The organism is Arthrobacter sp. 01T428 (genome assembly GCF_056398685.1).
In genome coordinates, this window is sequence record NZ_JBFTPW010000011.1 from 38,184 (window position 1) to 50,786 (window position 12,603).

The window sequence follows — 12,603 nt, forward strand, 5'->3', positions numbered from 1 at the left end:
GCCGACGCTAGCTCACATCTTCGAGCCCGACGACGGGGCGGTGGTCTTCCCTCAGCTTGGTGTTCCGCGCGTCAGGGTCTAATTTGGGCCGATTGATCTGTCAGAAGTCGTAGCGGAATGTGCTCGTTGCAATCCCGGTTCCACTCAGGCCATACGTCAAGGTGTGGACGCCCTGGTTCACGACGGTGACGTTGAGCCGGAAGGTCAGTTCGCCGGGTTGTGCCGAATTTGTGGTGCAACTGATGCCGGAAGGATCCAGTGGCTTCGCCGAGCAACTCCAGCCCGAGGGGGCAGTAACGGATCCGCCTGAAATTGTGCCGGGCGCGTTGATCGAGAAGTCGGCTGTGGCATTCCCGATTCCTCGGGACAGGGTGAAGACGGTCTCGAGCGTCGCCGTCGTGGGGTCCGCACCCGTGTCTGTCCGACTCGCTGTACCGCTGATCTTCCCGCGATTTGCCGTCGGCGTCGGCGTCGGCGTCGGCGTGGGAGCCGGGGTCCGCACGGGAACGGCAATGGGTAATGGTGTGCTGGCTGGCGCGGGCCCTCGTGCCGGCGCCGGTGTCGCAAAGAGGGGTTCGGTGATCACAGGCGTCGCCGCTTCGTCCGGCAGCGCAGGAAGCGGCGGGAGCGCTTCGGAGGCAACACGGGTGGGGGACTGGTCTCGGGACGGCGCCGGCGTCGGCCGGGCAGACCCGGTTGTTTGTATCTGCGCATCCTGATATCCCTGCGGCGCCGGCTGGCCACCCAGGACCTGGACAAAACCGACCCCTGCCACGACCAGCCCTACTGCGAGGCTAGCGAGGATAGACATCAATAGAGGCTGTGAGATCCGGGTCATCCCGGATGCCACCGGCGCTGAAGGAAACTGCCCTGCAATGCCCAGCCCCGAGGCGCCGCTTCCCCATGCTGCCAGCGGGACGCCTGTCATCAATGGCAGGAGCACGGCCCGCATGGTTGCCTGCACGTCCCTGAGCTCCAGCAGCACGGCCGTGCACTTGGCGCACTCGTCAAGGTGATCCCGGACCTTTGCCTCGGCGTGTTTGGACAAGCCCCCGCGAACATAGGATCCGAGCTGGGGTACGACTTTCGTGCAGGTGCCTTGTGGAATCTCGCTGACGTGCATCTGCAAATACTGTTTGCGCAATCCTTCCCTCGCGCGCACGCCCAGTGCGGAGACAGCGTTGGGCGAGAGCCCGAGGATCGGAGCGACGACGGCGGGCTTCATCCGTTCCACGTCCAGGTACCACAGGGCCGATTGCCATCGTTCCGGCAGTGATCGGAAGGCACGGGCCACGGTATGGGATTCGAAAGCCTGGACGACCGGATCCCCGGGTGTCATTTTGTGGTCAAGAACAGCCTCGTCGGCGGTCGGCAGGGCGCGGCGGGCATTCCGGTTCCTATGATGGGAAAGCCTGGTCACCGTGGACAACAGGTACCCACGGAAGAATTGTTCAGGCCCCTTGCCCTCGACAAGGCTCTGCAGGACCGACCGGAATGCTTCGGCGACGACGTCGTCGGCATCGCTGAGGTTGTCAACGTTCCTGCGGGCAACGGTAGAAGCGATGGAAACATGGCGAGCGTACAGCCCGTCATACGCATCCAGGTTTCCACCGCGGACCATGGCGATTATTTCACTGTCGCTAACAGCGTCGGCCATTGAAGAGGTAGTACTAGGCGCCATTACCGGCTTCCCTGCGAGCATAAATATTTCCGACCATATAGACACAGTGGGCGGACCCGGAATTCATGACGCAGGTTTGGAATCTTTTCTCGCGAAAAGGGTGATCAGCCATTTGTTCCTCAGTGGTGCGGCCCGGTGGCGCCCGCGGACGGGCACTTGGTCGACGACGTCGTTCTCGGAAGGCTCCATCGGTTCGGGGATCGCGTCTATTGACGAAGCAAATCGCCGCGTGCCGGTTGCCGCGTCCTGAGCTGCGCAACGAGGCTCTGGTCCCGCCACCGGGTCAGAAGCAGCCACATGCCATCCGCGACGGGCACCGCAGCCGCTGTTTGGATCTTCATGCCTACTGTATGGCGCGTGCAGACGATTCATGTCGCAAGTGCGGAGAAGTATTTGCGTGCCGTGCGGGTGGCCTCAGTGGTGGACGCCGTCCCGCTTGAATCTCCCAGGAACCTCGACGTAGTAGATGGACCTCCCGGTGGGAAAGGAGAAGCGGTGCCCTGCGTGTCGGATTGGCTGATAGTCGTGGCCGAATGGGTCATGCACCGTGACTCGTTCGAGGTGATCCTCGCGTGTGAGGAGGCCGTTGACTTCTTGGAGCGTCGCAGGATGGGTTACTTCGCCATCCACCTCCAACACCCACGGCGCATCCGTGGTCCTGCCGGATTGTTCGAGGTAAAGCATTTCAAACAATCCGGCAAGGAGGGCTTCCAACGTTTCCGGGGAGAACGGTTGTAAGGGGTGGGTCTGCATATTCCGACGTTGGTTGGTTGTCCACGCTTGGCGGAGCCAGTTGAATTCGACAGTGCCCAACGAAGGGCCCAGGCGCAGGTGCCTGTCCTTATCCATGGTCAGGCGGTAGTCGTTTCCGGCTCGGTCAAGGATGCATGCTGCTTCGTCAACGTATTCCAAGTTGTCGAGCATGGCGGCCTCGGACGGATAGTACGAGAAATCACCGACGTCGTCGACCACAACATAGTCGATCGGGCTGCTGCCGGGAACCGTGGTGTCGGGTGCCGTTCCGTGGGTAAAGCCAAAGCGCTTCATGCTTACGTCAGCTCCTGCGGAGGACCAGTCCACAGCCCGGGTGGCCGTGAATTCTTCACTCGATCAGATCACCGAAAGGACCCGCCACCGGTGGTCTTTACGGTTTCCATATGCGGCAGGGCGGAGATTTAGCACTCTCTTAACGGTCAAGGCTCGAGCAAATGGGGCAGGCATGGCAGACTTCGGCCATGAGTATCGAGCACTGGTGGCCGAAGCTGAAGCCGTCCACCCAAGAATGGCTGATCGAGAACAATGGCGACGCAGTGTCCCCCGAGGTGCTTGCCGAGATCGCCCAAGTTGGAGGTGTTGTTACTTCCGATGCCTGGTGGGTTGGTGAGAACGGGCCTTCGGGGTTCTATTTCTCGGACGAGGCGGTCGACTGGATCGAAGCGGTAGCGAACGGCGAGGTGCCTGAGCGGCCCTGACGGCATCGCCGTCAGGCCACCTTGTAGCCGCGCTTAGCCCACGTGGACCCACGGGCGGCGGCTGACATCGGGTTCGGCTTCACGCAGCACTTCCCGGGTGACTGGAGCGATCTCTCCCTCGCCCAGGAACAGGAAGCGAAGGAGATTGATGACCGGGTTGCCTTCGGTCCAGCGGAAGTAGATGTGCGGCATGAGGCCGGTCACGTCGCGGATGTGCAGCAGCACCGAGGCGATGGTGTTGGGGACCACCGGGCCGTGGACTTCGAGGATCTGGTGTCCGTGCCGAACCACGCCGTGGACTTCGAGCGCGGTTTCGAAGTCGGAGGAATCGTCCACTATCACTTCCAGGAAGAGCGCCTGGTAATCCACCGGAATGTGGCTGACCTCGATCGCTGAGGTGAGTTTGTCCCGGTAGGCCTCCGCGGTGAGGCGGAGGGGTTCGTGGGCGATGAGCGCAATCGGGCCACTTAGGTTGGTGGACATGAATTCCAGCGCCTGGCGGTCCAGGTGGACGTGGGTCGCGTGCAATTCAAACGAGCGCCGGATCCGGGAAAGCAGGGAGATCACGATAATCCCCACGATAAAGATCGCGGCGATCCGGATGCCTTCGGGACGTTCGAAGATGTTGGCAATTGTCGTATAGATGAAGACAAGGGCGATGACGCCGAATCCGACGGTGCGCTTGCGCTGCCTCAAACGGCGGGCGGAGAGGGTCACCGCCACGGCGGCCGACGTCATCAGCACCAACACCCCGGTGGCGTACGCGCCACCCTGGGCGTCGACGTCGGCGTTGAACAGGAAGGTGATCAGGAACCCGATGAGGGTGAATACCAACACGAGGGGGCGCACTGCCCGGGCCCATCCCGGTGCCATTCCATATCGCGGCAGGTACCGCGGGACCAGGTTCAGCAGCCCCGCCATGGCGGAGGCGCCTGCGAACCACAGGATGGCGATGGTGCTTAGGTCGTAGACAGTGCCGAACCCCACGCCGAGATATTGGTGCGCAAGGAATGCCAGGGCCCGTCCATTGGCTTGGCCGCCGGTTTGGAATTCCTGGTCCGGAATCAACACAACGGTGGTGAAGCTGGTGGCGATCAGGAACGAACTCATGATGACCGCGGCCGTGGTCAGGAGACGGCGGGTTCCCTTGATCCGTCCGGCAGGGTTTTCCTCCGTGTCCGAGGCACGTCCGCGGATCTGGGGCATCACGGCGACTCCCGTCTCGAAACCGGACAGGCCCAAGGCGAGTTTGGGGAAAACGAGTAGCGCGATGCCGATCACCATGAACGGGTTTCCGTGCGAAGTGGAAAGTGCATGCCACCAGTCACCCACTGCGACCGGATGTGCGAACACTTCCACAAACGTTGAGAACACGACCACGACGTTGAGGCCCAGATAGACGATGACCAGAACCACCGCCACGCCGATGGCTTCCTTGAATCCGCGCAGGAATACTGCGGCCAGCAGGGCCAGAAGGAACAAAGTGACCAGGATGTTCTGTCCCTGCAGCCAGCCCGGGGCGAGTGGATTCTGGATTGCGTGGGCCGTGGCGTCCGCGGCCGAGAGGGTCATGGTGATCATGAAGTCCGTCGCCGCGAACCCGAGGAGAACGAGGACGAGGAGCTTTCCTCCCCATCGTGGCAAGAGGCGCTCAAGCATGGCGATTGATCCCTCGCCACGGTGGCTTTCACCCGCGACGCGGTGGTACACAGGCAGGGCACCCAGCAGCGTGACGGCCACCAGGACGATGGTGGCCAACGGCGAAATCACTCCGGCGGCCAAGGCTGCGATGGCCGGCTGGTAGCCGAGGGTGGAGAAATAGTCGACGCCGGTGAGGCACATGACCTGCCACCACGAATGCTTCTTCAGATGGGGATCGCCCACCGCACCAGGTCCTTGGTGCGATCCTTTGGAGTCTTGCAGTCCGAACAGCAACCATGTCCGAAGGGAGGCCATGCCTCCGGGCCGTGGGGCCGAAGGATCAGCCGGGGGCCTGCTCAAGGTAGTCATGGTGTCCTTTCCGCGCGACGCGCAGGCACCGCGATCATTGCTGAACATAACACCGGCCACAGGTGTTTTCGCTGGTTGAAGCCGATCTTGATGAATCCTTAACGTCGATTTCCCGGAATCCACTTTGCGCCTGTTAAGAAGCCGTCAAGATTCGGCCCTGCGGTGTTAAGGAACCATCAGGAACCGATTTTCGCCGTCTGCCGGGGAGTTGACTGGCATCAGCCCCGCAAACGGGGCGCGGATGAAAGGACGTTCCAATGGCCGACGTGGCTGTTGTGGGGATCTTCGTGGTGTCCATGGGGATCGTGATGTGGATTGCCCACCTTCTGGGCAAAATCGTCGACGGCGATGGGCCGGTGAGCGGGCAATGAGCGCGGACGCCGTGATGTGGTTGGTCCTGTTCATTTCAGGCCTGTGTCTGTTCGGCTACTTGTTGGCCGTGTTGATCCACCCGGAAAAGTGGTGATGCGGGATGGTTTTCAGCGTTGCCTCCTTCCTCACCCAGGTGGTTGTCCTGCTCTTGCTGTTGGTCTTGGTGCACAAGCCCCTGGGCATCTACCTTGCCCTCGTGTTTGACGGCAAGAAGTCATCTCGGGCGGAGAGGCTGTTCTACCGCCTCGCGGGAGTGGATGCCGGCGCCGAACAGAGCTGGTCGATCTACCTGCGCAGTGTCCTGGTCTTCTCTGCAGTGTCCATCCTGGTGGTGTTCTTGCTCCAGCGGCTCCAAGGCGTCCTGCCAGGGAACAATTCCCTGGCCGGCGTGGATCCCTGGACGGCCATGAACACGGCCATCTCCTTCGCGACGAACACCAATTGGCAGACTTACGTCCCCGAGACCACCATGGGCATCTTCGTACAGATGTGCCTGCTGGCCGTGCAGAACTTTCTCTCTGCCGCAGTCGGAATCGTGGTGGTGATTGCCCTGATCCGCGGCATCGCTCGCACCCGGACTGACAGGCTGGGGAATTTCTGGGTGGACCTTGCCCGCACCTCGTTCCGTGTACTTCTTCCGATGGCTGCGCTCGCGGCCATCGTGATGGTGATTGGCGGTGTGGTGCAGAACTTTTGGTCCACCGACGTCGTCAACCAAGCAACAGGCGTCACCCAGACCATCCCCGGCGGGCCGGTGGCCTCCCAGGAGGCCATCAAGATCCTCGGCACCAACGGCGGCGGCTATTTCAACGCCAATTCCTCGCACCCGTTTGAGAACCCGAACGTCTTCATCAGCATGTTCGAGGTCTTCTTGGTCCTGCTCATTCCTTCTGCCTTGCCGTACGCCTATGGCCGTATGGTGGGGGACCAGCGGCAGGGGCACACAGTAGTCGGTGTCATGGGCATGCTCTGGCTGGCGTCCACCTTGCTGATGGGCTGGGCCGTTGCCGGCACTGCGGGAACGGCAACGGCGGCAGCCGGCGGTTTGGGCGAGGGCTTTGAACAGCGTTTTGGCGCGGCGCAGAGTTCCATCTTTGCCACGGCCACCACCCTGACTTCAACGGGAGCGATCAACGTGGCCCACGATTCGCTTCCGCCCTTGGCCGGCGGCGTGGCCATGGTCAACATGATGCTCGGCGAGGTGGCCCCGGGCGGCACGGGGTCGGGGCTCTATGGCCTGCTCATGCTCGCGATCGTCTCCGTGTTCATCGCCGGGCTCATGGTGGGCCGCACTCCGGAATTCCTGGGCAAGAAGATCGGGCCACGCGAGATGAAGCTCACGGCCATGTACATCCTGGTGACGCCCGTCATCGTGCTGGCCACGGCTGGAATCACCGTCCTTCTCCCGGACGCCGTTGCCAACGCCCCTGCAACCGGACCGCACCAATTCAGCGAAATGCTGTACGCCTTCACCTCCGGAGCCAACAACAACGGCTCCGCGTTCGCCGGTATCACCACCTCCGGCCCCTACCTGTCCACCATGATGGGAATCGCCATGCTGCTTGGCCGCTATCTCCCCATCGTGCTGGTGTTGGCCCTGGCAGGATCCCTGGCAAAACAGCCCCGGATCCCGGCATCCGCCGGAACAGTGCCCACCCATGGCTGGCTCTTCGGTTCGCTCTTGCTCGCCGTCACGGTGATCATGACGGCGTTGAGCTACTTCCCTGCCCTCGCCCTGGGCCCCCTCGCAGAAGGACTCCTCAAATGACCCCGTCCACAACGGACACCGCCGCCCGGACCTACGCAGACGGAAATCCCCTGGGAACTCCGGGAGAGCACAAGCACCACACCAAGGCACCGGCAAAGCTGGACCTTGCCAGTATCCGGACTGCGCTGCCGGTTGCAGTACGGAAACTGGGGCCACGCCAGATGATCCACTCTCCCGTGATGTTCACCGTGCTGGTAGGGGCGGCTCTCTGCACGGCCATCTGCATCCTCAAGCCAGCAGTGTTCGGCGTATCGGTGACAATCTGGCTTTGGCTGACGGTGCTCTTCGGAACCCTCTCGGAAGCCATCGCCGAGGGCCGCGGCAAGGCCCAGGCAGACAGTCTCCGGGCCAGCAGGAAAGGTGTCGTTGCCCGGCTTCGGCTGGAGGACGGCACCCTCAAGGAAGTGCCGGGAACGGAACTGCGGAAGAACGACGTCGTCATGTGCGAAGCAGGGGACGTCATCCCCTCCGATGGCGAGATTATCGAGGGCCTGGCGAGCGTGGACGAATCCACCATCACGGGTGAATCGGCGCCCGTGATCCGTGAATCCGGTGGCGACCGCTCCTCCGTGACCGGCGGCACCAAGGTCCTTTCGGACCGCATCGCCGTTCGCATTACGGCTGAGGCGGGCGAAACGTTCATTGACCGGATGATCAAGCTTGTGGAAGGCGCTGTTCGGCAAAAGACGCCCAACGAAATCGCCCTCCACGTCCTCCTTGTCTCGCTCACCATCGTGTTCCTTGCGGTCACCATGAGCTTGGCGCCGTTCGCTTCCCTGCCGGGGGCAACGCCCTCGCCGATCGTGCTGGTGGCGCTGCTGGTCTGCCTGATCCCGACGACGATCGGCGCGCTCGTGCCGGCTATCGGCATCGCTGGCATGGACCGCTTGGTGCAGCACAATGTCCTGGCCACTTCCGGCCGCGCCGTGGAGACCGCGGGAGACATCACCACCCTCCTGCTCGACAAGACCGGCACCATCACCTACGGCAACCGCCGCGCGGTCAACTTCTTCCCCGCCCACGACGTCGAGCGGACCGAACTCATCGAGGCTGCCCGGCTATCCAGCCTTGCCGACGAGACGCCGGAGGGACGCTCGATCGTGGATCTCGCAGCGGAAAAGGGCGTCGGCGGCCCGGACCTTGCCGCTCTCCTGAAGGGCACGGAAGAGTTCGCAATTGTCGAGTTCAGCGCGAGCACGCGGATGAGCGGCCTGGACCTCGACGGGCGGAAGATCCGCAAGGGCGCCGCTACCGCCGTCGCGAAGTTCGTGGCGGACGCCGGTGGCCAGACGCCCGCCGAAGTGGACCGCAAGGTGCGGGAAATCTCAGCCCAGGGCGGCACCCCGCTGTTGGTGGCCGGCGTCGGGCACGACGGCGGAGCCCGGGTCCTCGGCACGATCCACCTCGCCGACGTGGTCAAGCCGGGCATGCATGCCCGCTTTGCCGAACTGCGCCGGATGGGCATCCGGACGGTGATGATCACGGGTGACAACCCCATCACGGCCAAGGCAATCGCTGCAGAGGCAGGCGTCGACGATTTCGTCGCCGAGGCCACTCCGGAGGACAAACTCGCTGTCATCAAGGAAGAACAGGCGCACGGCCGGCTGGTGGCCATGACGGGCGACGGCACCAACGATGCCCCCGCGCTGGCAGCGGCGGATGTCGGCGTCGCCATGAATTCGGGTACTCCGGCTGCCAAGGAGGCTGCCAACATGGTGGATCTGGACTCGGATCCCACCAAACTCATCAACATCGTGGGCATCGGCAAACAGTTGCTCATCACCCGCGGCGCCTTGACCACGTTCTCGGTCGCCAACGACGTGGCGAAGTACTTCGCAATCGTGCCAGCCCTGTTCACAGGCGCCTTTCCCGGACTCGGGCTCTTGAACATCATGGGCCTGGCCTCGCCGTCCTCGGCGATCCTCTCCGCCGTGATCTTCAACGCGTTGATCATCATTGCCCTGGTGCCGCTCGCCTTGCGGGGCGTCAAGTACCGCGCTGTCTCGGCAAACCAGGCACTGGCCCGGAACCTGGCCATTTATGGCCTCGGCGGTCTTGTGGCTCCCTTCATCGGGATCAAGCTCATCGACCTGCTCATTTCCCTCATCCCCGGCATCGGCTAGGAGACAACCATGAACACCCTTCCCGGCTATTTTCGGCAAGCAGGAACGGCTCTTCGGTTCTTGCTCCTGGCCACCGTGGTCCTTGGATTGATCTACCCATTGGCGATTTTCGGTATCGGCCAGGCCGTTGCGCCTTTCCAAGCCAATGGCTCCATCGTGAAAGACGCGGCAGGTAAGCCCGCCGCTTCTGCCCTGATCGCGCAAGTCTCTGCCAACGACGCCGGCACCCAGAACCCGCTGTGGTTCCACGCCCGCCCCTCGGCGGCCAAGTGGGACCCGGGGGCATCCACTGCCAGCAACCTGGGACCCAACGATCCCAAACTGCTCGACGCCGTCAAAGCCAACCGTGCCGCCGTTGCCGCTGCGGAAGGTGTCAAGGAGTCTGACGTCCCCGCGGACGCCGTGACGGCGAGCGGTTCAGGGCTGGACCCGCAGATCTCGGTTGCCTACGCCCGCCTCCAAGTGCCCAGGGTGGCAAAGGCGCACGGGCTGAGTCCCGAGACGGTGCAGGCCATGGTTGACCGCCGAACCGTCACCGGACTTGAGGCCTTCCTTGGGCAGCCGTCCGTCAACGTCACCGAGCTGAACCTGGACGTGGCGGCAGTTGCAGCCAAATAAAGGAAACCAATTAAAGGAAACCGGCCATGTGAAGTGGCTGGCCGTCCCGCGTCAGGGAGCTTGCAGTAGCGAGGTGAGTTTGTCCTGGGACTGTTCGACCGGCGGTGCTTGGACAGGGACGGCCAGCGTGATCCTCGTGATGACGTTCTTCGAAGCTGATTCAAGGACGTACTCGGTACTCGAGGACAACTGGTTCCGCGCGTACCAAGCCCGTTCGCCTGCGCCGTCGACGGACTTGGGGGACATCATGAGCCGAGGCAGTTCCACTTTGCCCAAGGCAGCCGTGTCCGGGTACACGGTTGTGGAAATGGTCAGGGCGTTGCCCGGATCCGGATCCTGTCCGTTGGGCACACCCACCAAGCTGAAAGTGCAACTCGTTTCTTTTACGCCTTGGGTTTCCGTGACGGATTGCACACCCTGCTGGATCTGCGCGGCAATGGCTCCAAGCTTTTGCCGGATCTCGTCTGTGTCAGGCACTTTGCAGGCCTGCGCGTCGGGGGTCCCGATGATCCTGCCGTCCATGGCCGTGGTGCCCGGGGAGGCCGTGGCATCGGTTTTTGGAGAGGCCAGGGCGCTGGCTGGTACCGGGCTCGCCGCTGAGCCACTTGGCTCCGAGCCGCCCTGGCAAGCAGTCAGCAAGAGCCCGGCCAGGGCAACGGACAGTGGCACCGCCCAGGTGCGGACGCTCCTACCAGAAGATTTCATAGCCAACTCCCATCACAATCCGGTCCCCGGCCTGAGCGGTGCGCATGAACTGCAGCAAGTCCGGATCGTTGAACGCGAGGCAACCCCAGGTGGGCTTGTTGTTGCCGTGCATGAAGATCGCGAATCCGGCGTTCATGACGATGGGCGAGTCCGGTGGCCGGTTGTAATTGATGACCACTCCCTGACGATAATCGTGCGTTGGCCGGGTCGCGAAGTACCACATGTTCTCGTCCGGGAAGATGTCCGAGCTGGATTCGAAGTACTGATTGTAGTTCGCATTGAGCCTGCCGCCCCAGCGCGAGAACTGGTTCAGCGTCCGGTAGGACAGGGCCGTTCCCGGGTTGCCGAGGCCGAACGCTTCGGTCACCGTGAACGAACCTGTGGGCGAGAACGCCTGCCAAGTGGGGCCGGTTGCCACGCCGGGACCGGCGAACCCCGACTCCCCGGCGGAGCCGATCGCACCCCACTCCTTCACGTACTGCCCGTCACCGGGCCTGCGGACGCAGGTGATCATCGATACCTGGGTTGCACGGTACGCGTCCGCTACCGCCAGGGACACCCTTTGCGCCCCGTTAGTCGGGTACTTCACGGCGCCGGAGTTCAAAGCGGGGCAGTACCCTGCGGTGGCGATCGTATACCTGACACCTCCACCGTTGATCCACTGAAGCTGTCCGAACTGGAAGCTCTGGCTGCAGTTCCCGGCCCCGTCGCAGGCTTCGCCCGTGACGGGGTACCCGATGACGCCGTCCTGGGAATGGCGGGAGTCGTAGAAACTGCCAAGGCCGCCCCAAACCGGCTGGGTTCCGGCGCCTATCGTAAAGTAGATCTTTCCCCGCGTGAACTGTTGCGAGCAGCCGCCGAACCGCAGGCCGCACTGCTCGTCACCGTGCGGGGCTCCGAGGTAGCCGCTGAGGCCGCCCAGGGACTGGTAGCGGCCACTGATGGCGCCCACAACGGAGAACGTCCCGTATCCCGGGACGAAGTAGATGGATCCGCGTTGGAACTGCTGGGAGCATACCCCTCCAGACAGTCCGCATTGCTCGTCGCTGCTCGGGTACCCCAGACCGCCCGTGTCTGCGGACAGCTGTTGGTAGCGGCCGTTGATCGCGCCCCAAACTGCGAACGTCCCGTATCCCGGGACGAAGTGGATGGATCCGCGTTGGAATTGCTGCCGGCACGCCCCTCCAGGCAGTCCGCATTGCTCGTCGCTGCTCGGGTACCCCAGACCGCCCGTGTCTGCGGACAGCTGTTGGTAGCGGCCGTTGATCGCGCCCCAAACTGCGAACGTCCCGTATCCCGGGACGAAGTAGATCCACCCCCTCTGGAATTGCTGCCGGCAAGCCCCTCCGGGGAGATCGCACTGTTGCTCCGCAATCGCCGGGCCGAGTCCGCCGGCGTCACCGCCGAGGCTTTCGTGCTTGGCGCCGATCGCGCCAGGGACGGCGAAGCCAGATGCCTTTACGGTTGTGGAGGAAGGTGCAGGGGTGGCTGACGTGGCGGGCGAAGGTTCGATTGCCTTTGGCGGCGTGGTGCCCGGTGTCGGAACCGGCGTCGCGGTGGGAGCCGGCGTCGGGGCCGGACCGGTCGGCCCGGGCGCGGGTAACGTCGTCGATGATGGCGACGGCGTCACAGGCACCTGCGCGGGGACCCCGGTCCCGGGAACCTGTGGTGCCACGGAGTCCGTGGAGGCTGAGGGTGACGGTGCAGGTGTTGGGCTTGCCATGGCCGGGGCGGGCAACAGGGACAGGCAAACGCCAATTGCTATTGCGGCTCCGAATCGATGGAGGCGCTGTGTACGGGGGAATTGAAGGCGTGCGCGCCCGGTGGACATCCTGGGGCTATCTTGTATGCCAG

At 63.3% G+C, this 12,603-nt stretch carries 11 protein-coding genes; 5 read left to right on the forward strand and 6 right to left on the reverse strand.

The window, feature by feature from the left end; all coding sequences use genetic code 11:
• Positions 1-100 precede the first annotated feature (100 nt).
• The 3 genes from AC1DJB_RS13715 to AC1DJB_RS13725 all read right to left on the reverse strand — a co-directional run bounded on the left by AC1DJB_RS13715 (position 101) and on the right by AC1DJB_RS13725 (position 2,728).
• Positions 101-1,681 carry a zf-HC2 domain-containing protein gene (locus AC1DJB_RS13715; protein ID WP_476910537.1) on the reverse strand — a complete coding sequence of 527 codons (1,581 nt, stop codon included), beginning with the start codon at positions 1,679-1,681 and terminating at the stop codon, positions 101-103.
• Between the two features lie 206 nt (positions 1,682-1,887).
• A complete protein-coding gene (locus tag AC1DJB_RS13720; protein ID WP_284988918.1) occupies positions 1,888-2,022 on the reverse strand; it encodes a hypothetical protein in 135 nt (44 codons plus the stop codon).
• A gap of 73 nt (positions 2,023-2,095) precedes the next feature.
• Complete coding sequence (locus AC1DJB_RS13725) at positions 2,096-2,728, reverse strand: hypothetical protein (protein WP_476910538.1); 633 nt, start codon at positions 2,726-2,728, stop codon at positions 2,096-2,098.
• A 188-nt stretch (positions 2,729-2,916) separates the two neighbouring features.
• Here AC1DJB_RS13725 and AC1DJB_RS13730 point away from each other — a divergent pair, with 188 nt between their 5' ends.
• The gene (locus AC1DJB_RS13730; RefSeq protein ID WP_059388767.1) at positions 2,917-3,153 is read left to right on the forward strand and encodes a hypothetical protein; all 237 of its coding nucleotides are present in this window, start codon (positions 2,917-2,919) and stop codon (positions 3,151-3,153) included.
• Positions 3,154-3,186: 33 nt separating this feature from the next.
• Here the strand turns inward: AC1DJB_RS13730 and AC1DJB_RS13735 are convergent, their stop codons facing one another.
• Positions 3,187-5,163, reverse strand: a complete 1,977-nt coding sequence (locus AC1DJB_RS13735) for an APC family permease (RefSeq protein ID WP_059388766.1) — start codon at positions 5,161-5,163, stop codon at positions 3,187-3,189.
• Positions 5,164-5,548: 385 nt separating this feature from the next.
• Between AC1DJB_RS13735 and AC1DJB_RS13740 the strand changes: the two genes are divergently transcribed.
• Genes AC1DJB_RS13740 through kdpC form a run of 4 tightly spaced genes read left to right on the forward strand, consistent with a single transcriptional unit; the run spans position 5,549 to position 10,044 of the window.
• Positions 5,549-5,629, forward strand: coding sequence for a potassium-transporting ATPase subunit F (locus AC1DJB_RS13740; protein WP_284988983.1), 81 nt, complete (start codon positions 5,549-5,551; stop codon positions 5,627-5,629).
• 6 nt (positions 5,630-5,635) lie between these two features.
• Positions 5,636-7,303, forward strand: a complete 1,668-nt coding sequence (gene kdpA / locus AC1DJB_RS13745; RefSeq protein ID WP_441433012.1) for a potassium-transporting ATPase subunit KdpA — start codon at positions 5,636-5,638, stop codon at positions 7,301-7,303.
• Positions 7,300-9,426 (forward strand): potassium-transporting ATPase subunit KdpB, encoded by a 2,127-nt coding sequence (gene kdpB / locus AC1DJB_RS13750; protein ID WP_441433013.1) that lies wholly within the window; start codon positions 7,300-7,302, stop codon positions 9,424-9,426. Before kdpA ends, kdpB begins: the two co-directional genes overlap by 4 nt.
• Before the next feature lie 9 nt (positions 9,427-9,435).
• Positions 9,436-10,044: a K(+)-transporting ATPase subunit C gene (kdpC, locus tag AC1DJB_RS13755; protein ID WP_059388763.1), complete on the forward strand. Its 609-nt coding sequence runs from the start codon at positions 9,436-9,438 to the stop codon at positions 10,042-10,044.
• A gap of 51 nt (positions 10,045-10,095) precedes the next feature.
• Here kdpC and AC1DJB_RS13760 read toward each other — a convergent pair whose 3' ends face one another.
• Positions 10,096-10,749 (reverse strand): hypothetical protein, encoded by a 654-nt coding sequence (locus tag AC1DJB_RS13760; protein WP_441433014.1) that lies wholly within the window; start codon positions 10,747-10,749, stop codon positions 10,096-10,098.
• Positions 10,733-12,424 carry a hypothetical protein gene (locus AC1DJB_RS13765; protein ID WP_476910539.1) on the reverse strand — a complete coding sequence of 564 codons (1,692 nt, stop codon included), beginning with the start codon at positions 12,422-12,424 and terminating at the stop codon, positions 10,733-10,735. The genes AC1DJB_RS13760 and AC1DJB_RS13765 overlap by 17 nt, the downstream gene beginning before the upstream one ends.
• Positions 12,425-12,603 lie beyond the last annotated feature (179 nt).